We start from the raw sequence: 26,372 nt of genomic DNA, 5'->3' as shown, positions 1-26,372 counted from the left end.
TCAGGCTCCCTTCTCAACCGGCTGGAAAGCGAACGTCATGACCTCGGCGCCCTCGGCGTCGGTGGTCAACGGCACCATGGTCAGCTCGACCTCTTGGCCGAATTGCAGCTTGGCCGGGTCGTTTTCGGTCAGCCGCGCCTCGACCCGGATGATGTCGCCCAGCTGCACCAGGCCGACGCCGAACGGCACGAAATCGTCGCCGGTCGGGCCGGCGTAGGGCGCGCCGGGCGGGAAGCCCTGGGTGGTCCACGCCACCAGGGTCCCGCGGCGCGGCAACAACGACTCGGTCATCTCGCCCCCGCTGCAGCGCGGACACCACTGCTGCACCGGGAACGTCGTGGCCCCGCAGTTGCCGCAGCGACTCCCGATCAGCTGCGGGCTCTCGTCGGGCCAGGTGGAGATTTCGGGGGCGAGCGCCTTCTGCATTAAGGGATCCTCCAGCGTCCGAACAGAACAATGCTCACTGAACCGTATAACAGGTTTCCGAAAAGTGGAAACCGCATTCTCCTACCCGCTTGTCCACCCGACGGCAGGCAACTCACCACGGGTTATGGTGTCGGGGCCCAACCCCGACGCGATGTGAGGAGACGACCGATGGCAGTCACCGTGCTACTCGAACTCAGGCTGAAGCCCGACGCGATGGCCGCGGCGCGCGAGCTCATGAGCCGAACTCTGCAAGACACCCGGGCGTTCGAGGGCAACCTGCGGACCGACGTGCTCGTCGACGAGGACGACGAAGCGCACTGGATCATTTACGAACTCTGGGACACCGTCGAGCACGACGAGGCCTACCGCGCGTTCCGCGCCGGCCCGGGAAAGGTGACCGAACTGCCCCCGCTGCTGGCCGCGCCGCCCGTCAAGACGCGATACGCGACCACCGACGTCTAGCTCATCGCGGGAATGATTTCCCGTTCGAACAGTTCGATGCCCGACCGGTCGTACGCGGCCTCCGGGAAATAGCAGATCGCGTACTCACATCCGAGGTCGCGGAGCTTCTCGAGCCGTTCGATCGCCTGTTCCGTCGTGCCCACCGCCGAGTCCGGTCCGGTGGTGCCGGCGAGCATCGCATCGGCCGCCGCCTCGGGCACGTACCCGATCAGCCGGTCGCGCACCCGTTGCAGCCGATCCTTGACGTCGGCGTCCGAGGTTCCGACGATCGCGTTGATGTTGACCGAACGCACGATCGCGCCGAAGTCGGTGCCCACGTCGCGGCAGTGCCCCGCCAGCACCTCCGACTTGTGGGCGAACGCCTCGGACTCCGGGGTGAAGTTGGTGTACTGCGCGTATTTCGCGGCGATGCGCAGCGTCACCTTCTCGCCACCACCGGCGATCCACAGCGGTATGCCGTTGTCCTGCAACGGCTTCGGAGCCACGATCGCGCCGTCGACCTGGTAGTGCTCGCCGTCGAAGCTGACTTTGCCGTCACGCCAGGCGTCGCGCATGATCTGCACGCCCTCGTCCAGCCGGCCCAACCGCACCTTGGCCGACGGGAACCCGTAACCGTAAGCGCGCCACTCGTGTTCGTACCAGCCGCCGCCGATGCCCATCTGAATGCGGCCGCCCGAGATGATGTCGGCGGTCGCGGCGACCTTGGCCAGGTACACCGGGTTGCGGTAGCTCATCGCCGTGCACATCTGGCCCAGTTTGATCCGCGACGTCGTCGCCGCGTACGCCGCCATCAGCGACCACGCCTCGTGGGTGGCCTCGCCCGTCGGCATCGGGACGGTGTGGAAGTGGTCGTAGACCCACAGCGAGTCCCATGCGCTGTTGTCGGCGTGGCCGGCCAACTCGCGCATCACCGCCCAGTGCTTTTCCGGGTCGATGCCGACGAGATCCATTCGCCAGCCTTGCGGGATGAAGAGACCGAAGCGCATAGCAAGGGACTTTAGCCCGCTGACGATGCGGCCCGGCACGGGCCGAGGAGGAAGCGGGCAATCAAACCCAGCCCGGTGACGATGTGGCCCGGCACGGGCCGAGGAGGAACCGGGCAATCAAACCCCAGCCCGGTGACGATGCGGCCCGGAACGGGCCGAGGAGGAACCGGGCAATCAAACCCAGCCCGGTGACGATGCGGCCCGGAACGGGCCGAGGAGGAACCGGGCAATCAAACCCAGCCCGGCCTCACAGCGGATCAATAGCTTGGCCAAAGCGGCCACCGACAACGAAGCCTTAAACAGAATCCATGACGAACCTCGGGCAGGAAATCAATCAATCTCGCCGCCGGACAATCCGCGCGGCGCAACTGTTCTTCGCGGCGGCCGCGGCCGTCGCGGGGCTGGCGCTGTTCAACGCGTCGCCGCCGTCCGACAGCGCGACCAGCGTCACCACCGCGCCGTTCGCCACCGACGACACCAACTTCGTCAACGACAACGGCCAGACCTCCGGCGACATCTTCACCCAGAACGCGCAGGACCAGAACTAGCGCTGCTTGGGCGCCAAAACCGGCGGTTAGGCTTACCCGCTATGCGGGTTCTGATCTCCGGCGCCAGCATCGCCGGGCCGGTGCTGGCGTACTGGCTCACGCGACACGGCTTCGACGTCACCGTCGTCGAACGCGCGCCGACGCTCCGCAAGACCGGGGGTCACGCCGTGGACCTGTTCCGCCCGGCGATGGAAATCTCGGAACAAATGGGGGTCCTGCCCCGCATCGAGGAACTCGCCACCGGAACCGACCGCATGACCATGTACCGGGAAGGCCGCCCCCGGCCCACCGAGGTCGATCTGACCAAGCTCGTCGGCATCGCCTCGGACCGGCATGTGGAGATCATGCGCGACGACCTCAGCGAGATCTACTACGACGCCGGCGGCGACGACGTCGAGTACCTGTTCGGCGACTCGATCACCGCGATCGAGCCCGACGGCGAGGTTACCTTCGAGCGCTCGCCCGCCCGCAGCTTCGACGTCGTCGTCGGCGCCGACGGGCTGCACTCCAACGTCCGGCGCCTGGTCTTCGGCGACGAGGCCGAGCTCACCCGCTTCATCGGTGGCTACCTGGCGGTGGTGTCGGCGCCCAAGGCGCTCGCCGTCCCCGGCGAGATGCTCGGCCACATCGGCGTCGGTCGGCTCGTGGCCGTCTACACCGCGGACCACCTGGACGACGCCCGGGTGGTGTTCATGTTTCGCAGCAAAGAGGAACTCGACTACGATTATCGGGATTCGTTGCGGCAGAAGGAATTACTGCGTGCCGCCTTCGCGGGCATGCACCCCCAGGTGGACGACTGGCTGGGGGAAATCGACCGGACACCGGCGTTCTACTTCGACGCGATCACCCAGCTGCGGATGAACATCTGGTCGCGGCGACGGGTCACCCTCGTCGGGGACGCGGGGTATTGCCCCGGCCCCGCGGTCGGCGGCAGCACCAGCCTCGCCGTCCTGGGCGCCTACGTTCTGGCCGGAGAGCTCGCGCGGGCCGACGGCGATCACCTGCGCGCGTTCGCGGCCTACGAGCTACAGATGCGCGAGCCGGTGCATCTCAGCCGGACCTTCGCGCGGGGCGCCGCCAGGACCATCATCCCGGGCTCCCGGGCGGGTGTCTGGGCGTTGACCCGCGGGGTCCAACTAATCTCTTTGATGCCGGGGTCGCTCTCCAGGGCGCTGGCGAGGCTGAACACCAAGGGTGTGCGCATGTACGACTCGATGCGGGTGCCCGACTACAGCGAAGCCGAAGTTTGACGCGAAGGGGATGACGGCCCGTGGACCTCGCCGGTGTGGGTATCTGGAGCAGTCAACTGCGCTACGGCGACGCGGCCGAAATCGCCGACGCCGCAGCGGAATTAGATGAGCTGGGCTTCACGGCGCTGTGGATCCCGGACGTGGGCGGGCCGGTGTTCGACGCGGTGGGGCAGCTGCTCGCCGCGACGACAAAGACCGTGATCGCGACGGGAATCCTGAATCTCTGGATGCACTCGGCCGGCGACGTCGCCGAATCGTATGCCGCCCTGACCGCCGAGCACGGCGACCGGTTCCTGCTGGGGATCGGCGTCAGCCACGCCCCACTGATCGACGCGGGCCAACCCGGGCGATACGGCAAGCCGCTGGCCGCGACGGCCTCGTTCCTGGACGGGCTGGACGCCGCGCCGCGGCCGGTGCCCGCGGAAGCCCGCGTCCTTGCCGCGCTCGGCCCGAAGATGCTCCAACTGTCGGCGACGCGCGCCCGCGGTGCCCACCCCTACCTCGTCACCCCCGAGCACACCGCCTCTGCCCGTTCGACTTTGGGCGATGGCCCGTTGCTGCTCCCCGAGCAGACCGTCATCCTGTGTGACAGCGCCGACGAGGCGCGCCGCATCGGAACCGATTGGCTGCGCGCGTATTTGGCGTTGCCCAACTACGCGAACAACCTGCTGCGCAGCGGGTTCTCCGAGGACGACCTGGCGCAGGTCAGCGATCGGCTCCTCGACGCGATCATCGCGTGGGGCGACGAAGCGGCCGTGCTGCGCCGGGTCGCCGAGCATCAAGCGGCCGGCGCCGACCACGTCTGCGTCCAGGTGCTGACGGCCGACCCGACGGAGTTCCCGCGCGAGCAATGGCGCCGCATCGCCGCGGCCCTCTGACCGCGAGCAGACGCAAAAGCCCCCGAAAACACTAGGTTTTGGGGGCTTTTGCGTCTGTTCGGCAGAACTAGGTCAGCGAGTCCGGCGGCAGGAAGCGGTCGCCGTACTTGGCGGCCAGCTCCCGGGCGCGGGCCACGAAGGCCTCCTTGCCGATGCCGCCCGGCCCCTGGTAGCCGACGATGAACTGCGCGCTACCACCGGTGTACGGCGGGAACCCGATGCCCATGATCGAGCCGATGTTTGCATCGGCCGTCGACGTCAGCACGCCCTCGTCGAGGCACTTCTGGGTTTCCAGCGCCTCGGCGAACAGCATCCGATCGATCATGTCCTGCAACGGAATATCCGCGCTGCCGGACTTGAACGTCTCGCGCAGGCCCGGCCACAGCTGGGTGCGCTTGCCGTCCACGTACTCGTAGAACCCCGCGCCCTTCAACCGCGACGGGCGCCCGAGCTCGATCATCTTCTCCACCACGGCTTCTGCCGGGTGCGGCTCGTAGGCGCCGCCGGCGTCCTCGACGCCCTTGCGGGTAGCCGTCGCGATCTTGTGCATCAGCTCCAGGTTGAGCTCGTCGGACAGCTGCAGCGGCGGCGCCGGGTAGCCGGCCTGCGTCCCGGCGTGCTCGATCGACGCGGGCTCCACGCCCTCACCGAGCATCGCCAGCGCCTCGTTCACGAACGTGCCGATGACGCGGCTGGTGAAGAACCCGCGGCTGTCGTTGACGACGATCGGGGTCTTGCCGATCGCCAGCGTGTAGTCGAACACCCGGGCCAGCGCCTCGTCGGAAGTCTTCTCGCCCTTGATGATTTCCACCAGCGGCATCTTGTCGACCGGGCTGAAGAAGTGGATCCCGATGAAGTCCTCCTGCCGCTTCACGCCGGTCGCCAGACCGGTGATCGGCAGGGTGGAGGTGTTCGACCCGAGCAGCGCGTTGGGCTCGACGATGTCCTCGATCTCCTGGAACACCTTGTGCTTGAGGTCCTGGTTCTCGAAGACGGCCTCGATCACGAAGTCGACGCCCTTGAAATCCGCGGGGTCGGCCGACGGCGTGATGCGGTCCAGCAACGCCTTGCTCTTCTCCTCGGTGGTCTTGCCACGCTCAAGGGCCTTGGCCTCAAGCTTTTCCGAGTAGTTCTTGCCCTTTTGGGCGGCCTCGATGCTGACATCCTTGAGCACCACGTCGTACCCGGCCTTGGCCGAGACGTAGGCGATGCCGGCGCCCATCATGCCCGCGCCCAGCACGCCGATCTTGTTGATCTTGACCGGCTCGATGCCGTCCGGGCGCGAGCCGCCGCCGTTGATGTGCTGCAGGTCGAAGAAGAACGCCTGGATCATGTTCTTGGCGACCTGGCCGGTGACCAGCTCGGTGAAGTAGCGGCTCTCGATGCGGGTGGCGGTGTCGAAGTCCACCTGCGTGCCCTCGACGGCCGCGGCCAGGATGGCCCGCGGCGCGGGCATCGGCGCGCCCTTGAGCTGCTTGCGCAGCAGCGACGGGAACGACGGCAGGATGGCCGCCAGCGCCGGTGACGACGGCGTGCCGCCGGGAATCTTGTAGCCCTTGACGTCCCACGGCTGGGTGTGTGACTCGGGGTTGGCCTTGATCCACGCCTTCGCCGCCGGCACCAATTCGTCGACGCTCGAGACGATCTCGTCGACGAGGCCGTTGTCCTTGGCCGCGGCCGGCTTGAAGCGGGTGCCCTGGCTCAGCACGTTGACGAAGGCGTTCTGGATGCCGAGCATCCGGACGGTGCGGGTGACGCCACCGCCGCCGGGCAGCAGGCCCAACGTGACCTCGGGCAGCCCGATCTGGACGCCCTTGACGTCGGCGACGATGCGGTGATGACAGGCGAGCGCGATCTCCAGCCCGCCGCCGAGCGCCGCGCCGTTGATGGCGGCTACCACCGGCTTGCCCAGGGTCTCCAGGGTGCGCAGGTCCCGCTTGACCGCCTCGACGGTGTCGAACGCCTCGCCGGCGTTCTCGGGGCCGAGGTTGATCATGCCCTTCAGGTCACCACCGGCGAAGAACGTCTTCTTGGCGCTGGTGATCACCACGCCGGTGATCGAATCCTGTTCGGCGACAAGGCGTTCAACGGCGTTGTGCATCGACTCTTTGTAGTGCTCGTTCATCACGTTGGCCGACCCGGTCGGGTCGTCCAGCGTCAGCGTGACGATGCCGTCGGCGTCCTTGTCCCACTGAATGGTGTTCTCTGCCATGGTCTTAAACCCTCTCGATGATGGTGGCGACACCCATGCCGCCGCCGATGCACAGCGTGATCAGCGCACGCCGGGCGCCGCGGCGCTCGAGCTCGTCGACCATGGTGCCCAGGATCATGGCGCCGGTGGCGCCCAGCGGGTGGCCCATCGCGATGGCGCCACCGTTGACGTTGAGCTTCTCGTCCGGAATGTTCAGGTCCTTCTGGAACTTCAGGACGACCGACGCGAACGCCTCGTTCAGCTCGAACAGGTCGATGTCGTCGACGGTCAGCCCGGCCCGGTCGAGCGCCTTGCGGGTGGCCGGCGTCGGGCCGGTGAGCATGATCGTCGGGTCGGCGCCGGTGGTGGCGGTGGCGACGATGCGGGCCCGGGGCGTCAGGCCCTGCGAGGTGCCCGCCTTCTCGTTGCCGATGAGCACCAGCGCCGAGCCGTCCACGATGCCCGAGCTGTTGCCGCCGGTGTGGACGTGGTTGATCTTCTCGACCCAGTGGTACTTCTGCAGCGCCACGTCGTCGAAGCCGGCCATCGCGGCCAGGCCCTCGAAGGCGGGCTTCAGCTTGGCGAGGCCCTCCATCGTGGTGCCGGGCCGCATGTGCTCGTCGTGGTCGAGGATCAGCAGCCCGTTCTGGTCGCGGACCGGAACCACCGACTTGGCGAAGTAGCCGCCCGACCACGCCGCGGCCGCCAGCTCCTGCGAGCGCAGCGCGTAGGCGTCGACGTCGTCGCGGGAGAAGCCCTCGATGGTGGCGATCAGGTCAGCGCCGATGCCCTGCGGGACGATGTAGGCGTCGTACGAGGTGGCCGGGTCGGCCATCATCGCGCCGCCGTCGGAGCCCATCGGGACGCGGCTCATCGACTCCACACCGCCGGCGAGCACCAGGTCGTCCCAGCCGGAGCGGACCTTCTGCGCGGCGGTGTTGACGGCCTCCAGCCCCGAGGCGCAGAACCGGTTGAGCTGCACGCCGCCGACGGTGTCGGGCATGCCGGCCGCGATCACGGCGGTGCGGGCGATGTCGCCACCCTGGTCACCCACGGGTGAAACGCAGCCCAGGATGACGTCGCTGATCAGGTTCTCGTCCAGATCGGGGTGGCGCCTGCGCAGCTCCTCGATCAGGCCGACGACCAGGTTCAGCGGCTTGACCTCGTTCAACGAGCCGTTCTTCTGCTTGCCGCGGGGCGTGCGGATCGCCTCGTAGATGAAGGCTTCTTCGGACATGTCGGCTTCCTCTTCACAAATGGGGTTTCGGATCCGGATTACACCCTAAACCAACCTGTTGGTTGGGAGTAATGGCACTGGTCAGGACGCCGAATGTGCGGCCAGCCGCACGCTCGGCGCCGAACGTGCGGCCAGCTGCACGCTCGGCGGGGAGCGCCGGCCCTAAGCTCAACCCCCATGACGGTGTCGCGACTGCGGCCCTACGCGACGACGGTGTTCGCCGAGATGTCGGCGCTGGCCGCGCGGATCGGCGCGGTGAACCTGGGCCAGGGCTTCCCCGACGAGGACGGGCCGGCGGCGTTGCTGAAGGCCGCCCAAGACGCCATCGCCGCGGGCGCCAACCAATATCCGCCCGGCATCGGCATCGCGCCGCTCCGCCAGGCCATCGCCGCCCAGCGCCGGCGGCACTTCGGCATCGACTACGACCCCGACACCGAGATTTTGGTGACGGTCGGGGCCACCGAGGCCATCGCCGCGGCGGTGCTCGGGCTGGTCGAGCCGGGCTCGGAGGTAATCCTCATCGAACCCTTCTACGACTCCTACTCGCCGGTGGTGGCGATGGCCGGTGCGCACCGGGTGGCGGTGCCGATGGTGCCCGACGGCCGTGGCTTCGCGCTGGACACCGACGCGCTGCGGCGGGCGGTGACGCCGCGGACCCGCGCGCTGATCGTCAACTCGCCGCACAACCCCACCGGCACGGTGCTGAGCGCGGCGGATCTCGCCGCCATCGCCGAGATCGCGGTGGCCGCCGACCTTTTGGTGATCACCGACGAGGTGTACGAGCACCTGGTGTTTGACGGCAACCGCCATGTCCCGCTCGCCGGCCTCGACGGCATGGCCACCCGCACGATCACCATCTCCAGCGCGGCCAAGATGTTCAACTGCACCGGATGGAAGATCGGGTGGGCCTGCGGCCCAGCGCAACTCATCGCCGGGGTGCGCGCGGCCAAGCAGTATCTGAGCTACGTCGGCGGCGCGCCGTTCCAGCCCGCGGTCGCTCTCGCGCTGGACACCGAGGACGCCTGGGTCGCCGACCTTCGCCGCTCCCTGCAGGCCAGGCGGGACCGGCTGTCCGCCGGGCTGACCGAGATCGGCTTCGCGGTGCACGACAGCGACGGCACCTACTTCCTGTGCGCCGACCCCCGCCCGCTCGGGTACGACGACAGCACCGCCTTCTGCGCGGCGCTGCCCGAGAAGGTCGGCGTGGCCGCCATCCCGATGTCGGCGTTCTGCGACCCGGCGGCTCCCCACGCGGACGTGTGGAATCACTTGGTGCGCTTCACGTTCTGCAAACGCGACGAGACCCTCGACGAGGCGATCAGGCGACTGGCGGCGCTGCGGGGCCCATAACCCGTTTGCGCAGTCCCTCCAGCGCGGCATGCAGGATCTTCTTGCGGACCCGGTTGATGAAGAACTCGGGCAGTGGCGCCGACGGTTCGAGCGTGATGCCAAACCGCACCCGCGTCTTGTCGTCGGCCTCACGGGTGAGGTTGTACTCGCCGTGCTGGCCGTGTTGGTGGATGGTCTTTTTGGCGTCCCACACCATCCAGTCCGGCCCCCAGTGGTACTCCAGCAGCTGCGTGTCGAAGATGCCCATCACCCTGATCGTCATCTTCACGTGGCACGGTCGCCCGTCGGGATAGGTGTCGATCACGTCGGCCTTCTTGTGCACCGCGGACCACGACGGCACGTTGTCCATGTCGGCGAGCGCGTCCATGATGGCTTCCGGGGGCGCGTCGATGACAATCTCCGACGATGCTTGTACGGCCACTGGCTAAGTCGCACCGCCCGATTCCCGGCCGCCCGTCAACAGCTCGCTCAGCCCCTTCACCGAGGCGTCGAGAACCTTCTCGGTGGCCCGCTTGACGACGAACGCCGGTATGGGTCCGGCCGGTTCGACGGTGATGTCGAAACGCACGCGCGTCTTGTCGAGGCCCTCGGGTTTGAGGTTGTACTCGATGTGCTGGCCGTGCTGTTGGGCGGTCCGCTTGGCGTCGTAGACGACCCAGTCGGGGCCCCAGTGGTATTCCAGGATCTCTTTGTCGACCAGGCCCAGGATCTTGATCTTGGTCTTGACGTGGTGCGGCAGGCCGTCGGGATAGCGGTCGATCACTTCGACGTGTTTGTGCAGTGGCGACCATGATGAAAGGACGCCGACATCTGTCAGCGCCTCCATGACCACTTCCGGCGGCGCGTCAACGACAAATTCCCGTGATGCTTTTACAGCCACTGAAGAACAAACTAACCCCAGCGCCGCACATGTGGGTGGGGTTCGCCGTAAATCGATACTTACCAGCCGATTTCGTCGAGCGGTGTGGTGGTCACCGGCGGCGGCCCGACCGGGCCGGCCGGGGTTCGGGAGAAGCGCGGCGCGGGAGCGGCCTGTTCGACGCCGTGGGCGGTGATCACCGTCGACCGGGCGTTCAAATGGTCGTTGACGGCGGCCTCATTCCAGGTCAGCACGGGGGTGACGCACGCGTCGGTGCCCGCGAAAATCTCCGTCCATTCGTCGCGGGTCCGGCCGGCGAAGCGCTTCGCGAAAGTGTCGTACATCCGTTGATACGAAGCGATGTCGAGCTGGGCGGGCACCTCATCGGCCGACAGGCCGAGCCCGTCCAGCAGCGCCGCGAAGAATTGCGGCTCGATGGCGCCGACGGCGACGTACTTGCCGTCGGCGGTCTCGTAGCACCGGTAGAACGGGGCGCCGCCGTCGAGCAGGAACGATTCGCGCTCGTCGCGCAGCGAACCGGTGGACTTCATGGTCCACATCATCTGGGCGAGCAGGCTGACCCCGTCGACCATCGCGGCGTCGATCACCTGGCCCTTGCCCGACCGTTCCCGCTCGTAGAGCGCGACCGCGATGCCCAGCAGCACCAGCATCGAGCCGCCGCCGAAGTCGGCGACCAGGTTCAGCGGCGGCATCGGCGGCCGGTCCCGATAGCCGAGCGCCGAAAGCGCACCCGTCTGCGACAGATAGTTGATGTCGTGGCCAGCCGTCTGGGCCACCGGGCCGTGCTGTCCCCAGCCGGTGATCCGCGCGAAGATCAGCCGCGGATTGACCGCCCCGCAGTCGTCGGGCCCGATGCCGAGTCGCTCGCAGGTGCCGGGCCGGAAGCAGTCGAGCAGCACGTCGGCCTTGGCGGCCAGCTCCAGCAGCGCCCCGGGCTGCGACTTGACGTCCAGGTCGACGATCCGCTTACCGCGGTGCAGCAGGTCGCGGTCCTCCGGTGGCATGGTGAGCCCACCCGGGCGGCGCACCCGCACCACATCGGCGCCGAGGTCGGCGAGGATCATCCCGGCGTGCGGGCCCGGCCCGATGCCGCCGAGTTCGATCACCCGCACCCCGGCCAGGGGACCCGCGCTCGCCACCGGGACTAGCTGCCCTTCTTCAGCTGAAGCACCCGCTCCCGCAAAGCCTTCGTCGCGGAATCGATCGTGCCCTTGACGGCCCGTTTGAGCACGAAGCCGGGCAGCGGCACGTTGGGGTCGACGGTGATCTCCATCTTGACCAGGGTCGCGTCTCCCTGGGGAACCAGCGTGTACTTGCCGTCCTGCGATTTCTGCTGACCCGAGCTGACCAGCGTCCAGCTCACGTCGTTGCCGCTCCAGGTGTAGGCCACCACCTGTTCGTCGGTGATGCCCGCGGTCCTGACCCTCATCTTCACCTTGCTGGGCCGCCCTTCGTCCCCGGTCTCGAGGATCTCCGCGCTCTGGTGGGGCTCCGACCATTCGGGCATCGCTTCGAAGTCGGCGATGACGTCCAGAATCTCCTCGGGGCCGGCTTCGATGACGATGTCGCGGGATTCTTTGATTGCCATGCCCGCACAATAGGCGAACCGGCGTGTCGGCCGGAATGGTTTGGACCGGGCGTACCGTCGTGCTTGTGACTGATCCCCTCGTCTACACCGTCGGTGACTACCTGTTGGACCGCCTCGCCGAACTCGGTGTGTCCGAGATCTTCGGCGTCCCGGGCGACTACAACCTGGAATTCTTGGACCACATCGTCGCCCATCCGACCCTCCGGTGGGTGGGCAGCGCCAACGAGCTCAACGCCGGTTACGCCGCCGACGGGTACGGTCGGCTGCGCGGAATGTCGGCCGTGGTAACGACATTCGGCGTGGGCGAGCTCTCGGCGACCAACGCGATCGCGGGCAGCTACGCCGAGCACGTGCCGGTCGTGCACATCGTCGGCGGCCCGTCGAAGGACGCCCAGGGCACCAGGCGCGCGCTGCACCATTCGCTCGGTGACGGCGACTTCGAGCACTTCTTCCGGATCAGCCGCGAAATCACCTGCGCCCAGACGAATCTCATGCCCGCCACCGCGTGCAGGGAGATCGATCGGGTGCTGTCGGAGGTGCGCGAACAAAAGCGGCCCGGCTACCTCCTGCTGTCCACCGACGTGGCGCGCTTCCCCACCGAACCGCCCGACGCGCCGCTGCCGCGCTACACCGGTGGCACCAGCCCCCGCGCGCTGTCGCTGTTCATCGACGCCGCGACCGAACTCATCGGCGATCACCAGCTGACCGTCCTCGCCGACCTGCTGGTGCACCGCCTGCAAGCCGTCAAGGAGCTCGAGGCGTTGCTGGCGGCGGACGTGGTGCCGCACGCCACGTTGATGTGGGGAAAGAGCCTGCTCGACGAGAGCTCCCCCAATTTCCTTGGCATCTATGCCGGTTCGGCCAGCGCCGAACCGGTGCGCGCGGCGATCGAGGACGCGCCGGTGCTGGTGACGGCGGGGGTGGTCTTCACCGACATGGTCAGCGGCTTCTTCAGCCAGCGCATCGACCCGGCGCGGACCATCGACGTCGGGCAGTACCAAAGTAGCGTGGCCGGTGAGGTTTTCGCGCCGATGGAGATGGGCGCCGCGCTGGAGGCGCTGGCCGACATCCTGGTCCGGCGCGGGATCGCTTCGCCCCCGGTGGAGTCCCCGCCGGCCGATCCCCTGCCACCGCCGCCGCCGCGTGATCAGCCACTCACCCAGCAGATGGTCTGGGACCGGCTGTGCGTCGCGCTCACGCCGGGGAACGTGGTGCTGGCCGATCAGGGCACCTCGTTCTACGGAATGGCGGATCACCGGCTGCCGCACGGCGTCACCTTCATCGGCCAACCACTCTGGGGTTCAATCGGTTACACGCTGCCCGCGGCGGTGGGAGCCGCGGTGGCGCATCCGGACCGCCGGACGGTGCTGCTGATCGGCGACGGCGCCGCGCAGCTGACGGTGCAGGAACTCGGCATCTTCTCCCGCGAGGGGCTGTCGCCGGTGATCGTGGTGGTCAACAATGACGGCTATACCGTCGAGCGGGCGATTCACGGAAAGACGGCCCCCTACAACGACATCGTGAGCTGGAGTTGGACCGACGTCCCGCGCGCGCTGGGGGTTTCGAACTGCCTGGCGTTCCGGGCGCAGACCTACGGCGAACTCGACGACGCGTTCACCGCGGCGGCCAAGCATCAGGACCGCATGGTCTTCGTCGAGGTGGTCTTGCCGCGCCTCGAGATCCCCCACCTGCTCGGCCAGCTCGTCGGGCCCATGTCGCCGGAGGGCAACGCCCGGCGCTGAAAAGCCTAGCGGCCCGGCCGGTCCGGGGCTGACGAGCGCAGCATCGCCTGCACGGTGCGCCGGCAGCGCCCGCAATCGGCGCCGGCCCCACACGCCTGGGCGACCTCCTTGGTGGTGGACGCTCCGGCGGCGACGCATTCGGCGACGGTGTGGCTGGTGACGCCGTTGCACAGGCAGACGAACATGAGCCGCGCTCAGTCGCCCTCGATGCGCATCGTGTCGTAAAGCCTGCCGACGAACAGCGGCGGGTGGGCGCCGACGCCCACGCCCGACATCCACTGCGCCGCGGCGTCGGGATGGTCGATCCAGCGCTGGGCGGCGACCTCGTCGGGAAACTCCGACAGGATCAGCACCTCATGGTCGTCGTCGAAAGCCTGGAACACCGAGGCCTTTCGGACACCAGCAGCGGAGAGGCCGTCCATGGCCGAGCGGAATCCCGCGGTGAGGGTCGCCACGTCATCGACGGACGCGATCGCGCACACCACCACGCCGGGCGCAGCCGGTTTGGGCAACGGGCGCGGCACAAACCTGTCGACGATCTCGCCGGCGAAGACGGCCGGTATGTCCTCGACGCCGGCGGCGTCGAACCAGTCGAAGAACACCCGTGAGCGCAGCAGTTCCACGATCGGCTCGCGGCTATGCACCCCGATCATCACCAGCACGCGCCCATGGTCGTGGGTGGACGTGTACACCAGCACATGGTGGGCGCCGATGTCGGCGAGCGCGGCCTTGTTGCGCTCGAGCAGCGGCCAAACCCGGGTCGGGTCGGGGATGCGATAGTCCGATGCGATCACCATCGAGTGAATGTCGCCGGTGCTCAATGTGGTTGTCCTAGACAGGGTTGAACGACGAGATGAGCCACTTCCCGCTGGCTTTCGTCAGCGTCACGGTCACGCTGCTGTTGGTGAACGTCGGTTCCGGCCGATCCTTGCTTTGCGTGCTCTGGTTGACGAACAGCAGCACGACGGCCGAATCCGGATGCAGCTCCGACACCGCGGCGCGCAGCACCACGGCGGTTGTCTTCACCGACTTCTGTTTGGCGGCGGGGGCGACGATCTGCTGGGTGAATTGGTCGTAGTAGGACAAGAAGTCGCCGGTCAGGTGCGACTTCGCGGAGGAGAAATCGCGGTCGAGGGTGTCAGGCGAATACGACAGCACCGCAACCGTTCCGTCGCTGGCGGCCGAGATCGCCGACTTCGCGGCCGACGCGTCGGTCGCCCGGTCCGGCCGGTAGGAGAACCAGTAAAGCCCACCCAGCAATGCCAGCGAGGCGACCACGAACAACGCCAGCACGGCCGGGACGGCCTTGCCGGCCGACCGCTTCTTCGCCTGGGCGGCAAGGCGTTTCCACCGTCCCGGCGCTTTGTCGTGGGCGTCGACGTCCTCGGCGGGCTCGGCCTTCGCCGACTCTTCGGCGTCCGCCGTTTCGGCCTCCGTGGTCTCCTCGACCTCGGCGGCGTCTTTGACCGATTTGTCGTCTGCGGTCACGGCACAAACTCGACTTTCGATATCTTGAGCTGGCCACCGTCGCGAGTCACCGTGACGATGAGCCGGTAGTTACGCGGATCCTGCTTGGCGCCGGCCGCATTGGTGACCTCGGAGGTGGAGGCCACCAACACCACCGCCGAATCCTTCGTCATCGAGTCCAGTTCCACGGCCGCGGCCTGAACGGTGCCCTGCGAGACCACCTTCGACTGCTCCACCACCTTGGTGAAATCGTCGGCCATCTTGAGGAAGTCGTCCTTGAAGCTGCCCGTGGAGTTCTCCACGATGCGCTGCACGCCCTGCTTGGCGTTGTTGAAGTCCAGCGACGTCAACGTGATGACGCCCTGACGCGCCGCCGCGACGAACTCGGCGGCACGCTGTCGCTGCTGGACCGCGTCGCGATGCTCCTTGATCATGTAGCCGCTGCCGGCCAGCGCGACGAGGGTGACGATGATCGCCAGGGACGCGGCGAGCGTGGACCACTTCGGGCGGCGAAGCCGCCCGGCAAGGCGGAGCCGACGGCCGGCCGGCTTCGGTGCCTCGGCCTCGGCAGCGTCGGCCTCGGCCTCCGGGGCCTCCGCGTCATCCACGGCCTCGGTCTCGTCCGCCGTCGCCTCGGGCGCCGAGTCGGCCGCCTCGGTCTCCGCGGATTCCGTTGCCTCCGCTTCGTCTTCTGCCGCGACGGCTTCGTCGGTGGCTTGTTGCTTGGCTTCGGCGAGCTGGGCCTCGCGGCGCAACTGAATGGCCCGGGCCCGGGCGCGGGCGGCGGCGGCAAGGGCTTCCGCTTCTTGGGCTTCCGCCTCGGCCTGCTCGGCCAGCGCCCGGATTTCGGCGGCGCTGCTTGGGGTTTCGTCCTCGTTCACCGGAACCGATTTCGTGTTAACGGCATTCTGGCGAGTGCCGCCACTCACCGCTCACCAGCCCGAGAACGAGGCTGCTCGTGACTCAATGCCAAACTCCTCTACCGCTCGCCGACGGGCCACGGCGTCCCAGCGAGGGCGTCGTTGCCGTTGGGCAACCCTACTCGGGATGCGCATTAGCGGCGAGCATCTACGTCGATATTCTTCCGCCGCGAATGTCGCGGCGACCAGGAGAGCCACGTTATCACCCTCGCCTGAGCGGACGCCGGCGCCGCTGCTTCGTAGCTCTGCAAACGCATAACAAGCTGTGGAAATGACGTTCTCTTATCGAGCAAACGATGTGGAGCCGCCCGGCTAGTGCAGCAAGTCCTTGACCACCTTGCCGGTGGCGTTGAGGGGCAGCGCCTCCAGGAACTGCACCGAGCGGGGCACCTTGAAGCCCGCCATGCGTTCGCGGCACCAACCGATCAGATCGTCTGCGCTGACCGCGTCCCCGCGGTCTTTACAGACCACGAACGCCTTGCCCACCTGTCCGAGCCGCTCGTCGGGAACGCCGATCACCGCCGCCTGCGCGACGGCCGGGTGGTTCATCAGGAAGCCTTCGATCTCGGCGGGGTAGGCGTTGAATCCGCCGACGATGAACATGTCCTTCTTGCGCCCGACGATCCGGAGCCGGCCGGACCCGTCGGTGAAGTTGCCCAGGTCTCCGGTGTGCAGCCAGCCGTCGGCGTCGATCGCCTCCGCGGTGGCGATGGGATCGTCGAGGTAGCCCTGCATGACGCCGTAGCCGCGAACCAGTACCTCGCCGTCGTCGGCGATGCGCACCTCGACACCCTCGCAGGGCACGCCCGCGGTGGTGGCCACGTCCTCGAAGGAGTCGCCGGGCAGGGACAGCGTGACGTTGCCGGCCTCGGTGAGCCCGTAACCGGTCATCAGCGTCTGGAACGGCAATTCGTCGTGGATGCGGCGGACCAGCTCGACGGGGATGTCGGCGGCACCGGTCACGCCGGCCCGCAGCGTCGACAGCTTGGCCTTGTCTTGCACCGTCAGCAGCGAGTGGTACAGCGTCGGCGGGCCGGGCAGCATCGTGATGCGTTCCCGCCCAATGAGATCCACCACCGTGTCGACGTCGAACACCGCGACCGGCAGCATCGTGGCCCCGCGCAGGAAGGACGTAATCAGCCCCGCCTTCAGGCCGAACGTGTGAAAGTAGGGGTTGATCTGCAGGTAGCGGTCGCCCCGGCGCAGATCCGCGAGCGTCGCCCATTCCTCGTACATCCGCAGCGTTTGGCGATGATTCATCATCGCGCCCTTCGGGCGGCCCGTGGTGCCCGAGGTGAAAATGATGTCCGAGATGTCGGTGCCGCTCACCGCACGCTCGAAAGGCGAGCCGCTGGAAAGAAAGTTGGACTTCAGGTCGATGACGGGAGTCCCCGCGGGCGCGGCGTAGTCCTGGCCGAGAAATCCTTTCTGCACCAGGACGGCTTTGACTCCGCTGCGGGCGATGATGTCGCCGGCCTCTTCGGCCTTGAACCGGGTGTTGACCGGTACCAGCACGCCGCCGGCGGTGAGCAGCCCGAAAGCCGCGACGATCCACTCCGCCGAGTTGGGCGCCCAGATCGCGACCCGATCGCCCTTGTCGACGCCGAGGCTCGCGAATGCGCCCGCGGCGCAACGGATTCGCTCGACGACGTCGTTGAACGACAAGCGCAGCGGACCGTCTACAACCGCTTCCGCGTCGCCGAAGCGGTCCGCCGCGCTCAAGACCATCTCGGGGATGGTCTGCCATGCCGGGGTTGGCCGGTGCGTCACACCGTGACAAGCCGACCGAGGTTGCCGCCCATGATCTTCGCCTGGTCGTCGACCGACAGGTGCGACAGCGCGTTGACGTAGAACGTCGGCTCAGCTAGCCCCTCGGGGTGCGGCCAGTCGGAGCCGTACAGCACCTGCTCCACGCCGACGAGGTTGATCAGGTCGTCGATGCCGTCCTCGAAGAACGGGCTGACGTGGATGCGGCTCTTGACCATCTCGACCGGATCGCTCGGGAACGCCTCCGGGGCCTTGCGGAAGACCTCGGTCAGGCCGTCCAACAGCGGGGTCATCCACTTCGAACCGGCTTCGACGATCGCGACCTTCAGCTTCGGGTGGCGGTAGAGCGCGCCGTGGATCACCCACGAGCCCACCGCATCCTGGATCGGCCGCCACTCGTTGAGGATGCCCATCGCGTTGGTCTGGAACGGCAGCATCTCCTGCTCGGCACCGTCCCACTCGGAGGTGTAGCGGGAGTAGCCGCTGTCGGACGAGTGCATGCCGACCAGCACGTCGTGCTCGACGACCCGCTCCCAGAACGGGTCGAACTCGGGCAGCGCGAACGACCGGGGACCGCGGAATCCGGGGACCGGAGCCGGGCGGACCAGGATGCAGCGGGCCCCGCGCTTGACCGCCCATTCCAGTTCCTCGATCGCCTTCTCCACGATCGGCAGGGTGATGACCGGGGTGGTGAAGATGCGGTTCTGGTAGTTGAAGCCCCAGACGTCGTCGAGCCACTCATTCAGCGCGTGGACCAGGACGTGGATGGCGACCGGGTCGTCGCGCAGCCGTTCCTCGAGCAGGCTGGCCAGCGTCGGGAACATCAGGGTGCGGTCCAGACCCAGCTCGTTCATCTTCTCCAGACGGGGGCCGGGCTCGAAGAACGCCGGGATAGCGCGCATCGGCTCGCCGAACAGCTCGCGTTTGGTCTTGCCGTCCGGGTTGCCGTACTTGAAGTACTCCTCCCAGGCCCCCGGCCGGGCGACGACCTCGAAGGTCGGGTTGGGGATGTAGTTGCTGATGTGGCCGCGGATCGCGATCTTCGTCCGCCCATTGACCTGCACGTACTGGACGTAGTCCTTGTACGCCTTGGGCAGGTATTTGGTCAGCGCCTCCGGCGGCTCGTACAGATGGTTATCCGCGTCAAAGATCGGAAACGGGACGTCCTCCCGGTGTGACAACTGACCCATGAGATCCTCCTTCGCAATTTCTGAGAATACTATTCTCTCCAGCCGCCCGCGCGCAACGTGCCCCCGGTCCGGGGCGCTGGGTCGGGCGCTATCAGCAGGTGGCGATGATCTTGAACGTCGCGGAAGCCGGCTCGGTCGGCTTGTCGCTCTTGTAGCCGTTGGCCGTACCCGTGATCGTGAATTTCTCGCCGCTCAAACTCATGTCGGCGTTGCCGCCGTCGTCCTTCGAGTACATGCCGGTGAATCCACCCAGATTCTGGATGCGCACCGATTGGGCGGTGAGTGGCTGCGCTCGTTGGTCGATGACGACCTTGGCCCCGGCGAAGTCGCCGCCGATGTCGATCGTCCGGTACCACTCCAGCTGGCTGCACTTGACGACGTTGATTTTCGCGTCGTTCCCGTTGACGGTCACCGAGGCGGTGCTGGAAAGTTGCATCGGCGCCTTAGGGCTGCAGGCGCCGAGGGCGGCGACGGCGAGCGCGGCGGCGGCAACGGCCACGATTCGGTTACGCACTGGGCCACCTCGATCCTGGCTGACGAACTTCTGGGACCTGCTGCGATGATGTTATTCTCCCCGAAAGAGAATGCCAATATCGGCGTTTCGGGTGTCCTTTTATTGGAGCGATGACCACATGGTGGACCTGGAGTTCGAGGATGGGCTTGCGGTGCTCACCATCGATCGCCCCCACGCGCGCAACGCCATCGCGCCGGACACCATGGAGCAGCTGGAGAAGGCGATCGATGCCGCGGCGGGCGCGCGAACGCTGGTCATCAAGGGCGCCGGCGACCGGGCGTTCGTCTCGGGCGGTGACCTCAAGGAGCTGAGCGCGCTTCGCACCGAGGAAGACGCCGCGGCGATGGCGAAGCGGATGCGATCCATCTGCGACCAGCTCGCCGCGTTCCCCGCCCCCGTCGTCGCCGCCCTGAACGGACACGCCTTCGGCGGCGGCGCCGAAGTCGCAGTGGCGGCCGACATCCGGGTGGCGGCCGACGACATCAAGATCGCCTTCAATCAGGTGGCGCTGGAGATCATGCCGGCCTGGGGCGGGGCCGAGCGACTGGCCGCGATCGTCGGAAAGAGCAAGGCGTTGCTGTTGGCGGGCACGGGGACCGCCCTCGACGCCGCCGAGGCCGAGCGGATCGGCTTGGTGGATTTGGTGTTTCCGCGCGCCTCGTTCGACGAGGGCTGGCGATCGATCGCCACGTCGCTGGCCCGCCACCCGGCGGCGGAGATAAAGCGGGTAATCAGCGGCGTTTCGCCCGACGAAGCGATAGCATCCTTTGCACGGCTGTGGGTTGCCGACGCCCACTGGCAGGCCGCAGAGCGGGTGATGAACCGCACCGCCAGTCCGCGCCCGGCAGCCGAAGGAGCGACATGATCAGCACCGCGAAGAGACTGCTGGGCGTCGGCTCGGCTATGTTGCTGGCGCCGGCGGGGCTGCTGGTCGGCGCCGGCCCGGCGCACGCCGACCCCGTCTGGCATCAGGTCGTGTACATCGTCTCGGCAAAGGTTCCGGCCTACGTCGACATCTTCTACCAGGATCAGGACCCCACGCTGTTCTCCGATTACAGCCACAACAACTACGCGTTCACCCCGCAGGTCCACGCCGACGTCGCGCCGGGTAAGCCGTGGGTTCAGCCGGTGAACCTGTTGAACCCGGATCAGTGGGCGATGGTGACGGCCACGACCGGTCGTGAACCGGTGGCAATGGGCGGCGTTCAGTGCGACCTGTCGGTGGACGGGAAGGTCGTGGTCTCCAACATCGGCCCCAAGGGCGCGCTTTGCTCGTTGCGGACCTGGTGAACCATCCAGCTTTGCGGTATCCCCGCGATGGGCTGCGGCTCCCCTTCCAGCCGGCGTAGATAACTTTCGACCAAATCCAAGGTTTCGGCGTGACCGCCGGAGATGCCGACGGCCTGCTCGAGCACCAAAAACCGCGACAGGCTGGTCATCAGGACCGTCCACACCACCGGCGGCACGTCCCCGCCGTCCCCGTGGCCGTCCACGCCGTAGCGCTGCAGCGCGGCCGCCACCGCCTTGCGCTGTTCCTCGCGGAATCGTTCGGCGTAATAAGCGATTTCGGCCCGCATCTCCTTGCGGTGATTGGCCAGTGCCATGAATTCCATCGAGATGCGCGTGAACGCGGGATCGGTGCCGAATCTCCACACCGCCCACAACGGCTGCGGGCAGTCCAGCGCGCGGGCCTGCACTTGCAGACCCTCCTCGGCGCGACGGCGGAAGACCTCGAGGAATAGCTCGTCCATGGTTCGGAAGTAGTAGTGCACCAGCTGCGGCTTCAAACCCGCCTTGCTCGCCAGGTGCCGCGACGTCACCGCGGCGTAGCCCTCTTCGACCATCAGCCGCTCGGCCGCGTCGAGCAGCAGGGCGCGGTTCTTCGCGTCCGGCGCCCCGATTCTGCGGGCCGAAGTCATATCCCTGCTCCGTATTTCTGCGTTGGTGCCGACCACACGGATCGTATCGCGGCACCGCGTTGCGACCTTGACCCTGACAATACCGCCATGCTAAGCAGGTGCTCAGCACATTTTTGGCTTTCGGAATTGGGCGGCGGTGCCGCTTGCCGCCGAACCTCACCGGTAGACCAGCCCAGGGAGACGCAGTCCTATGAGCAGCTTCGACACGATCGACTTCTTCACCGATCAATCGCTGGTGCCCGATCCGCACCCCTACTTCGACTACCTGCGCAGCCAGAACCCGGTGCTGCGGCTGCCGCACCACGGGGTCGTCGCGGTCACCGGCTACGAGGAGGCCACCGAGGTCTACAAGGACCCCGACACGTTCTCGAACATCGTCGCCCTCGGCGGGCCGTTCCCGCCGCTGCCGTTCCAGCCGGAGGGCGACGACATCAGCCCCCAGATCGACGAGCACCGCAGTTACTTCCCGATGTTCGAGCACATGGTGACGATGGATCCGCCGGACCACACCCGCGCCCGCTCGGTGCTGAGCAAGCTGCTGACGCCCAGCAGGCTGAAGCAGAACGAGGAGTTCATGTGGCGCCTCGCCGACCGTCAGCTCGACGAGTTCCTGACCAACGGCGAGTGCGAATTCATCAGCGAGTACTCAAAACCCTTCGCCACCTTGGTGATCGCCGACCTGCTCGGCGTTCCCGAGGAGGACCACAAGGAGTTCCGCGTCATCCTGGGCGCCGACCGTCCCGATGCGCGGGTGGGCGCCCTGGACCACGAGTCGGTCGGCATCAACCCGCTGCAGTGGCTCGACGAGAAGTTCTGCGCCTACATCGAGGACCGGCGCCGCGAGCCGCGCAACGACGTCCTGACTTCCCTGGCGACGGCGAAGTACCCCGACGGGTCCACCCCCGAGGTCATCGAAGTGGTTCGGTCCGCCACCTTCCTATTCGCCGCCGGCCAGGAGACCACGGCCAAGTTGCTCAGCGCCGCGCTGCAGGTGATCGGCGAGCGGCCCGACATTCAGCAGGAGCTGCGCGACGACCGCAGCCTCATCCCCGGGTTCATCGAGGAATCGCTGCGGATGGACAGCCCCGTCAAGAGCGACTCGCGGCTGGCCCGACGGGCCACCACGGTCGGCGGCGTGGACATCCCCGCCGGCACCGTCGTCATGGTGTTGCCCGGCGCCGCCAACCGCGACCCGCGCCGGTTCGACAACCCGCACGAGTTCGACCTGCGCCGCAAGAATGTTCGCGAGCACATGGCGTTCGCCCGCGGCGTGCACTCGTGTCCGGGCGGCCCGCTCGCCCGGGTCGAGGGGCGGGTCTCCATCGAGCGCATCCTGGACAGGATGAGCGATATCAAGATCAACGAGGCCAAGCACGGCCCTGCCGACGATCGTCGCTACACGTATGAGCCGACGTACATCCTGCGCGGGCTCAGCGAACTCCACCTCACCTTCACGCCGAACGGCTAAGTCCCGCCGTCGATCTGCTCGAAGATTCCCGAGAACTCGAACGGGGTCTGCGCGATTCCGCTGCCGTCGACGGCATCGATCGCGCCCAACGTGCCCGTGATGTCGCGGGGCAGTTCCCACATGGACAGCTCGCCGATGTTGTTCTGCTGGGCGAAGGTGGTCAGCTGCTGGGCGTCGGCGAGGCCGAAGATTTCGCTCGGGTCATCGTTGATTCCGATCAACGGCGTCACCCCGAGCATGTGCCACGCCTGCTGGCTGGTCATCGACGGGTAGAGCGTCATCAACTGGCCATGCGTTGCCGTCGCGGCGTCGATCGCGTACGCGCCCATGCCGGGGTTGCCGGGCTGGTCGAAACCGTTGCCGTAGTCCATGGCCATGATGTTCACCCGGGAGACGTCCACGCCGTTGGTCGCGGCGATCTGCAGGACGTTCAAACCGCCGCCCTGCCCCGCGACCAGGCCCGTGGGCAACACCGGGAGGGTGTACGAGACCGTCACGGGCGTGCCGTTGGCCGCCTCCTGCTGCTGCAGGATGGCGATGGCTTTCGATTGGGTGTTCATCGCTTGAGTGTTGCCCTGCAGCGCACCTTCGACATCGAAGTCGAGGTTGTAGATCTTGTAGGTGTTCACAATCGTCGCGTACTGCTGCGCCAGCGCGGTGGGAGTTTGACCGTTGACGGCAGACAGATCGTTGCCGAACGCGCCGCCGAAAGAGATGGTCCCGTTGATGCCGGCGGCCTTCATGTTGGCGATCTGGTTATCGATGAACGCGCCCTGGGAGCCGCCCGTCACGTCGTACGCCGAATAGCCACCCCAGGACGGCTGACCGGTCGGGTCGGCGTTGATGAAGGCGAGCGTGGCGTTCTTGACTCCGTGTTGAGCAGCGCTCGCAAAGTCATATCCGTTGGGGCCGGGCCAGAGCGTGATGTCGACGTAGGGCGAGTAGACCCCCGAACCGGTGCCGCCCCCGGTGCCGGGGCCACCGGTGCCGCCGCCAAGGCTGGTCCCGTCATGGCCCTTGCCGCCGTTGGCGCCCGGACTGCCGAACGTCGCCGAACCGCCGGCCCCGCCCGCGCCGCCGACGCCGCCCACGGCCCCGTCGCCGCCGGTACCCCCGTTCCCGCCGATGCCGCCGTTGCCGTACAGCAGGCCGCCGCTACCGCCGGCGCCGCCGGTGCCGCCGTTGCCTCCGTTGACGCCCGGGGAGCCGGCGACACCGACCGTGCCGGCCCCGCCGACACCGCCCCGGCCGCCGTTGCCGAACAGGCCCGCGTCGCCGCCTCGGCCGCCCGGCTTACCCGGCAGGCCGGATCCCCCGTTGCCACCGTTACCGGCGAGGAGCCCACCGGGCCCGCCGTTCTGCCCGGTCCCGGGTGCGCCGTCGGCGCCGTCGCCGATCAGCGGGCGACCCAGCATCGCGTTGGTGGGCGCGTTGATCAGACCCAGGACGTCCGCCTCGAGCGCCTGCAAGGGCGAGGCGTTGGCCGCCTCGGCGGCCGCATAGGCATTGCCCGCACCGTTCAGCGCCTGCACGAACCGCTGATTGAAGGCCGCCGCCCGGGCGTTCAGCGACTGATACGCGCGGGCGTAGCCGGCGAACAGCGACGCGATCGCGGCCGACACCTCATCGCCGGCGGCGGGCAGCAGCGCGGTGGTTCCGGCGGCCGCGGCCGCATGGGCCGCGGTAAGTGTTGAACCGATTCCGGCCAGCTGCGTGGCCGCCGCGGCCACGGTCGCCGGTGCGGCAATGAGAAACGTCATGGCGCCACCCGCTTTGTCGGCGTATTCCGAGATCTGGCAGATGCTATTGAGCGCGAATGAAACGCCAAAGGCGTCGCCGGATAACCGTTATTCAACCGTTATGCAAGACGTATACGCGGATGACACTACGCGCGTTCGCGTCCAGCGTATTGACATTGGCGTCCGAATAACTAGGCGAGCGTCCTGCCGATGAAGTAGCAGCCGAGGAGCGCGACGGCCATGAGCACGACCCAGGCGTCCGTCAGTCGGCACAGCAGCGCGGGGGCCTGACGCACCTCCATGAACTCCCGAAAGATGATGCGCACCTTGAAGAGTGCGATCACGATGACGCTCGACGTGACCACCGCGCTGGCTCGCAGCGTTCCGTCGAGCGAATGATCTATCCATAGGTAGGCGAGGGTCAGCGACGCCAGCACGAGCCAGACGACCAACAGCCTCTTGTTGAATTTGATATCGATCACCTCACCACGTAAAGCAACGCGAAGATGAGCACCCAGAGGAAGTCGACGGTGTGCCAGTACGTGGCGCAGGTTTCGACGAGCTGCTGTGATCGACGCAATTGGTAGACGACGACGCCGAGGACGACGAAACCAATCAACAGGTGCACGAAGTGGATTCCGGTGAGGAAGAAGTAGTAGGTGAAGAAGTCGTTGCTGTCGAACCCATTTCCCGTGCGGACCAACCGGACCCACTCAAACACCTTGAAAAAAAGGAACACTGCGGCCAATGCGACCGTGATGATCACATCCCGCAGGGCCGCTCGGTAGGCGCCGGCGCGGGACGATTGAACGCAGCGCGCCACCGACCACGAGCTGAGCAGCAAGACCAGGGTGTTGAACACCCCGATGCGCAGGTCCAGCTGCGCCTGGGCGTGCAGAAAGAGCTCGGGGCTTCGGGCGCGATAAAACAGGTAGAAGCCGAAATACCCTGTGAAGACCAGGGTCTCGAACAACACAAAGGCCCACATGTCGGGCTGGCCGGGCACGAACCTGGAGCTGCCGGTCTTGTCGGCCACGTCGGTCACGAGACAACCGCCTTCGGCCGCGCACGGTCGGGCAACGGCCCGTCGCCGAAGTCCTCGCGCTGGATCATCCGGAACAGCATGACGATGAAAGTGACTTGGTAGACGCCGAACACGACCATGTCCAGCCACCACGCGATCTGGCCGTTCCACGCCAGCACGCCGCGGCGAAAGATCCAGCACGGCGCCACGACGACCTCGGTCAGCGCGTTGCACAGGTTCAGATAGCCGAACCACTTTGGGAACACCCGATTCTTGTCGAGCAGAATCGCCAGCATCCAGATCAGCGAGCCGATCAGGAAGACTCCCATGGTCCCGTCGAAAGACAGGAAGGCAAAGTCGTAGAGCCAGCCGATCGCTTCGGGGTCACGCTCCGGCCGCAACGTCCCGACGATCAGCGCGATGTTGAGCAGCAGCATCCCGGGAACCGCACTGAACGTGTAGATGAGCAGGTACGAGTACGCGAACGCGCGGCTGACCGACATTCGTCGCATCGAGTAGGCGATCAGGGCGTCGTTGGTCGCGATAATGCCGCTGATGGCGAAGATGACGCCGAATCCGACGGGTATCCCGAGGTGGCGTTCACCGAACCAGTGCACCTGCGTTGCGAGATCCCACGTGGGCTGCGGTGGCGGCTGGACCTGCGCCACGATGAAGAACACCGGGAAGAAACAGTTGTAGAAGACGACCAGCGCCCCCCATGCCAGCCACAGCTCGCGTTTGGGGCCGCGCCACAGGTGCCAGGCGACCCGGCGGTGCAGCGGCCCCGGGGGCGGCGTGGCTTCAGAAACCGCCTGTGCCGCCAGGG

General features: G+C 67.2%; 29 protein-coding genes. 9 read left to right on the top strand and 20 right to left on the bottom strand.

Translation table 11 applies throughout. From position 1 onward, the window contains the following. Complete coding sequence (locus AC5Y7V_RS26010; protein ID WP_499882917.1) at positions 1–426, bottom strand: Zn-ribbon domain-containing OB-fold protein; 426 nt, start codon at positions 424–426, stop codon at positions 1–3. Positions 427–594: 168 nt separating this feature from the next. On the opposite strand from AC5Y7V_RS26010, the gene AC5Y7V_RS26005 reads away from it, so the two are divergent. Continuing rightward, positions 595–888: a putative quinol monooxygenase gene (locus AC5Y7V_RS26005; protein WP_499882916.1), complete on the top strand. Its 294-nt coding sequence runs from the start codon at positions 595–597 to the stop codon at positions 886–888. On the opposite strand, the gene AC5Y7V_RS26000 is transcribed toward AC5Y7V_RS26005, so the two are convergent. Continuing rightward, positions 885–1,874 (bottom strand): LLM class F420-dependent oxidoreductase, encoded by a 990-nt coding sequence (locus AC5Y7V_RS26000; protein ID WP_499882915.1) that lies wholly within the window; start codon positions 1,872–1,874, stop codon positions 885–887. The genes AC5Y7V_RS26005 and AC5Y7V_RS26000 overlap by 4 nt on opposite strands. 308 nt (positions 1,875–2,182) lie before the next feature. Here AC5Y7V_RS26000 and AC5Y7V_RS25995 point away from each other — a divergent pair, with 308 nt between their 5' ends. Genes AC5Y7V_RS25995 through AC5Y7V_RS25985 form a run of 3 tightly spaced genes read left to right on the top strand, consistent with a single transcriptional unit; the run spans position 2,183 to position 4,550 of the window. Continuing rightward, positions 2,183–2,422 (top strand): hypothetical protein, encoded by a 240-nt coding sequence (locus tag AC5Y7V_RS25995; protein WP_499882914.1) that lies wholly within the window; start codon positions 2,183–2,185, stop codon positions 2,420–2,422. A 41-nt stretch (positions 2,423–2,463) separates the two neighbouring features. Further along, complete coding sequence (locus AC5Y7V_RS25990; RefSeq protein ID WP_499882913.1) at positions 2,464–3,672, top strand: FAD-dependent monooxygenase; 1,209 nt, start codon at positions 2,464–2,466, stop codon at positions 3,670–3,672. A 20-nt stretch (positions 3,673–3,692) separates the two neighbouring features. Then, positions 3,693–4,550, top strand: a complete 858-nt coding sequence (locus AC5Y7V_RS25985) for an LLM class F420-dependent oxidoreductase (protein ID WP_499882912.1) — start codon at positions 3,693–3,695, stop codon at positions 4,548–4,550. Positions 4,551–4,617: 67 nt separating this feature from the next. On the opposite strand, the gene AC5Y7V_RS25980 is transcribed toward AC5Y7V_RS25985, so the two are convergent. Beyond that, positions 4,618–6,762, bottom strand: a complete 2,145-nt coding sequence (locus AC5Y7V_RS25980) for a 3-hydroxyacyl-CoA dehydrogenase NAD-binding domain-containing protein (RefSeq protein ID WP_499882911.1) — start codon at positions 6,760–6,762, stop codon at positions 4,618–4,620. Between the two features lie 4 nt (positions 6,763–6,766). Continuing rightward, complete coding sequence (locus AC5Y7V_RS25975; RefSeq protein ID WP_499882910.1) at positions 6,767–7,978, bottom strand: acetyl-CoA C-acetyltransferase; 1,212 nt, start codon at positions 7,976–7,978, stop codon at positions 6,767–6,769. Between the two features lie 177 nt (positions 7,979–8,155). Between AC5Y7V_RS25975 and AC5Y7V_RS25970 the strand changes: the two genes are divergently transcribed. Then, complete coding sequence (locus AC5Y7V_RS25970; RefSeq protein ID WP_499882909.1) at positions 8,156–9,328, top strand: pyridoxal phosphate-dependent aminotransferase; 1,173 nt, start codon at positions 8,156–8,158, stop codon at positions 9,326–9,328. On the opposite strand, the gene AC5Y7V_RS25965 is transcribed toward AC5Y7V_RS25970, so the two are convergent. Genes AC5Y7V_RS25965 through AC5Y7V_RS25950 form a run of 4 tightly spaced genes read right to left on the bottom strand, consistent with a single transcriptional unit; the run spans position 9,297 to position 11,796 of the window. After that, positions 9,297–9,749, bottom strand: coding sequence for an SRPBCC family protein (locus tag AC5Y7V_RS25965; protein ID WP_499882908.1), 453 nt, complete (start codon positions 9,747–9,749; stop codon positions 9,297–9,299). The two genes, AC5Y7V_RS25970 and AC5Y7V_RS25965, sit on opposite strands and share 32 nt — an antisense overlap. Before the next feature lie 3 nt (positions 9,750–9,752). Continuing rightward, positions 9,753–10,208, bottom strand: a complete 456-nt coding sequence (locus AC5Y7V_RS25960; RefSeq protein ID WP_499882907.1) for an SRPBCC family protein — start codon at positions 10,206–10,208, stop codon at positions 9,753–9,755. Positions 10,209–10,267: 59 nt separating this feature from the next. Further along, positions 10,268–11,347, bottom strand: coding sequence for a CaiB/BaiF CoA transferase family protein (locus AC5Y7V_RS25955; RefSeq protein WP_499882906.1), 1,080 nt, complete (start codon positions 11,345–11,347; stop codon positions 10,268–10,270). Between the two features lie 5 nt (positions 11,348–11,352). Continuing rightward, positions 11,353–11,796: an SRPBCC family protein gene (locus tag AC5Y7V_RS25950; RefSeq protein WP_499882905.1), complete on the bottom strand. Its 444-nt coding sequence runs from the start codon at positions 11,794–11,796 to the stop codon at positions 11,353–11,355. A 35-nt stretch (positions 11,797–11,831) separates the two neighbouring features. On the opposite strand from AC5Y7V_RS25950, the gene AC5Y7V_RS25945 reads away from it, so the two are divergent. Beyond that, entirely contained in the window at positions 11,832–13,538 is a 1,707-nt protein-coding gene (locus AC5Y7V_RS25945; protein WP_499882940.1) for an alpha-keto acid decarboxylase family protein, read from the top strand. A 5-nt stretch (positions 13,539–13,543) separates the two neighbouring features. Here the strand turns inward: AC5Y7V_RS25945 and AC5Y7V_RS25940 are convergent, their stop codons facing one another. The 7 genes from AC5Y7V_RS25940 to AC5Y7V_RS25910 all read right to left on the bottom strand — a co-directional run bounded on the left by AC5Y7V_RS25940 (position 13,544) and on the right by AC5Y7V_RS25910 (position 19,396). After that, on the bottom strand, positions 13,544–13,723 hold the full coding sequence (locus AC5Y7V_RS25940; RefSeq protein ID WP_499882904.1) for a (2Fe-2S)-binding protein: 180 nt from the start codon (positions 13,721–13,723) through the stop codon (positions 13,544–13,546). Between the two features lie 9 nt (positions 13,724–13,732). Then, a complete protein-coding gene (locus tag AC5Y7V_RS25935) occupies positions 13,733–14,359 on the bottom strand; it encodes a fatty-acid--CoA ligase (protein ID WP_499882903.1) in 627 nt (208 codons plus the stop codon). 10 nt (positions 14,360–14,369) lie between these two features. Beyond that, positions 14,370–15,026: a twin-arginine translocation pathway signal gene (locus AC5Y7V_RS25930; protein ID WP_499882902.1), complete on the bottom strand. Its 657-nt coding sequence runs from the start codon at positions 15,024–15,026 to the stop codon at positions 14,370–14,372. Beyond that, the gene (locus tag AC5Y7V_RS25925) at positions 15,023–15,886 is read right to left on the bottom strand and encodes an Rv1363c family protein (RefSeq protein WP_499882901.1); all 864 of its coding nucleotides are present in this window, start codon (positions 15,884–15,886) and stop codon (positions 15,023–15,025) included. Before AC5Y7V_RS25925 ends, AC5Y7V_RS25930 begins: the two co-directional genes overlap by 4 nt. A 351-nt stretch (positions 15,887–16,237) precedes the next feature. Beyond that, positions 16,238–17,695 (bottom strand): FadD3 family acyl-CoA ligase, encoded by a 1,458-nt coding sequence (locus AC5Y7V_RS25920; protein ID WP_499882900.1) that lies wholly within the window; start codon positions 17,693–17,695, stop codon positions 16,238–16,240. After that, positions 17,692–18,882 carry an amidohydrolase family protein gene (locus tag AC5Y7V_RS25915; protein WP_499882899.1) on the bottom strand — a complete coding sequence of 397 codons (1,191 nt, stop codon included), beginning with the start codon at positions 18,880–18,882 and terminating at the stop codon, positions 17,692–17,694. The genes AC5Y7V_RS25920 and AC5Y7V_RS25915 overlap by 4 nt, the downstream gene beginning before the upstream one ends. A 91-nt stretch (positions 18,883–18,973) precedes the next feature. After that, positions 18,974–19,396 carry a lipoprotein LpqH gene (locus AC5Y7V_RS25910; RefSeq protein ID WP_499882898.1) on the bottom strand — a complete coding sequence of 141 codons (423 nt, stop codon included), beginning with the start codon at positions 19,394–19,396 and terminating at the stop codon, positions 18,974–18,976. Positions 19,397–19,514: 118 nt separating this feature from the next. On the opposite strand from AC5Y7V_RS25910, the gene AC5Y7V_RS25905 reads away from it, so the two are divergent. Further along, complete coding sequence (locus tag AC5Y7V_RS25905; RefSeq protein ID WP_499882897.1) at positions 19,515–20,261, top strand: enoyl-CoA hydratase/isomerase family protein; 747 nt, start codon at positions 19,515–19,517, stop codon at positions 20,259–20,261. Further along, the gene (locus tag AC5Y7V_RS25900) at positions 20,258–20,686 is read left to right on the top strand and encodes an Rv2576c family protein (protein WP_499882896.1); all 429 of its coding nucleotides are present in this window, start codon (positions 20,258–20,260) and stop codon (positions 20,684–20,686) included. The genes AC5Y7V_RS25905 and AC5Y7V_RS25900 overlap by 4 nt, the downstream gene beginning before the upstream one ends. On the opposite strand, the gene AC5Y7V_RS25895 is transcribed toward AC5Y7V_RS25900, so the two are convergent. Further along, entirely contained in the window at positions 20,602–21,315 is a 714-nt protein-coding gene (locus AC5Y7V_RS25895) for a TetR/AcrR family transcriptional regulator (protein WP_499882895.1), read from the bottom strand. The genes AC5Y7V_RS25900 and AC5Y7V_RS25895 overlap by 85 nt on opposite strands. A gap of 190 nt (positions 21,316–21,505) precedes the next feature. Between AC5Y7V_RS25895 and AC5Y7V_RS25890 the strand changes: the two genes are divergently transcribed. Then, the gene (locus AC5Y7V_RS25890) at positions 21,506–22,783 is read left to right on the top strand and encodes a cytochrome P450 (protein WP_499882894.1); all 1,278 of its coding nucleotides are present in this window, start codon (positions 21,506–21,508) and stop codon (positions 22,781–22,783) included. Here the strand turns inward: AC5Y7V_RS25890 and AC5Y7V_RS25885 are convergent. The 4 genes from AC5Y7V_RS25885 to AC5Y7V_RS25870 form a co-directional block, all read right to left on the bottom strand. Then, positions 22,780–24,543, bottom strand: a complete 1,764-nt coding sequence (locus AC5Y7V_RS25885) for a PE domain-containing protein (RefSeq protein ID WP_499882893.1) — start codon at positions 24,541–24,543, stop codon at positions 22,780–22,782. The two genes, AC5Y7V_RS25890 and AC5Y7V_RS25885, sit on opposite strands and share 4 nt — an antisense overlap. 170 nt (positions 24,544–24,713) lie before the next feature. Beyond that, the gene (locus AC5Y7V_RS25880) at positions 24,714–25,001 is read right to left on the bottom strand and encodes a cytochrome C oxidase subunit IV family protein (protein WP_499882939.1); all 288 of its coding nucleotides are present in this window, start codon (positions 24,999–25,001) and stop codon (positions 24,714–24,716) included. Then, positions 25,001–25,567: a cytochrome c oxidase subunit 3 family protein gene (locus AC5Y7V_RS25875; protein ID WP_499882892.1), complete on the bottom strand. Its 567-nt coding sequence runs from the start codon at positions 25,565–25,567 to the stop codon at positions 25,001–25,003. The genes AC5Y7V_RS25880 and AC5Y7V_RS25875 overlap by 1 nt, the downstream gene beginning before the upstream one ends. After that, a complete protein-coding gene (locus tag AC5Y7V_RS25870; RefSeq protein WP_499882938.1) occupies positions 25,564–26,370 on the bottom strand; it encodes a hypothetical protein in 807 nt (268 codons plus the stop codon). The genes AC5Y7V_RS25875 and AC5Y7V_RS25870 overlap by 4 nt, the downstream gene beginning before the upstream one ends. Positions 26,371–26,372: the final 2 nt, after the last annotated feature.

The organism is Mycobacterium sp. NGS34, assembly GCF_059812845.1.
This window is presented reverse-complemented; position numbering and strand designations above follow the sequence as displayed.

Coding starts and splice junctions, on each gene's coding strand:
- AC5Y7V_RS26010 (WP_499882917.1), bottom strand. CDS start 426: ATGCAGAAGGCGCTCGCCCCCGAAATCTCCACCTGGCCCGACGAGAGC.
- AC5Y7V_RS26005 (WP_499882916.1), top strand. CDS start 595: ATGGCAGTCACCGTGCTACTCGAACTCAGGCTGAAGCCCGACGCGATG.
- AC5Y7V_RS26000 (WP_499882915.1), bottom strand. CDS start 1,874: ATGCGCTTCGGTCTCTTCATCCCGCAAGGCTGGCGAATGGATCTCGTC.
- AC5Y7V_RS25995 (WP_499882914.1), top strand. CDS start 2,183: ATGACGAACCTCGGGCAGGAAATCAATCAATCTCGCCGCCGGACAATC.
- AC5Y7V_RS25990 (WP_499882913.1), top strand. CDS start 2,464: ATGCGGGTTCTGATCTCCGGCGCCAGCATCGCCGGGCCGGTGCTGGCG.
- AC5Y7V_RS25980 (WP_499882911.1), bottom strand. CDS start 6,762: ATGGCAGAGAACACCATTCAGTGGGACAAGGACGCCGACGGCATCGTC.
- AC5Y7V_RS25975 (WP_499882910.1), bottom strand. CDS start 7,978: ATGTCCGAAGAAGCCTTCATCTACGAGGCGATCCGCACGCCCCGCGGC.
- AC5Y7V_RS25970 (WP_499882909.1), top strand. CDS start 8,156: ATGACGGTGTCGCGACTGCGGCCCTACGCGACGACGGTGTTCGCCGAG.
- AC5Y7V_RS25950 (WP_499882905.1), bottom strand. CDS start 11,796: ATGGCAATCAAAGAATCCCGCGACATCGTCATCGAAGCCGGCCCCGAG.
- AC5Y7V_RS25945 (WP_499882940.1), top strand. CDS start 11,832: ATGGTTTGGACCGGGCGTACCGTCGTGCTTGTGACTGATCCCCTCGTC.
- AC5Y7V_RS25940 (WP_499882904.1), bottom strand. CDS start 13,723: ATGTTCGTCTGCCTGTGCAACGGCGTCACCAGCCACACCGTCGCCGAA.
- AC5Y7V_RS25915 (WP_499882899.1), bottom strand. CDS start 18,882: ATGGGTCAGTTGTCACACCGGGAGGACGTCCCGTTTCCGATCTTTGAC.
- AC5Y7V_RS25905 (WP_499882897.1), top strand. CDS start 19,515: ATGGTGGACCTGGAGTTCGAGGATGGGCTTGCGGTGCTCACCATCGAT.
- AC5Y7V_RS25900 (WP_499882896.1), top strand. CDS start 20,258: ATGATCAGCACCGCGAAGAGACTGCTGGGCGTCGGCTCGGCTATGTTG.
- AC5Y7V_RS25895 (WP_499882895.1), bottom strand. CDS start 21,315: ATGACTTCGGCCCGCAGAATCGGGGCGCCGGACGCGAAGAACCGCGCC.
- AC5Y7V_RS25890 (WP_499882894.1), top strand. CDS start 21,506: ATGAGCAGCTTCGACACGATCGACTTCTTCACCGATCAATCGCTGGTG.
- AC5Y7V_RS25885 (WP_499882893.1), bottom strand. CDS start 24,543: ATGACGTTTCTCATTGCCGCACCGGCGACCGTGGCCGCGGCGGCCACG.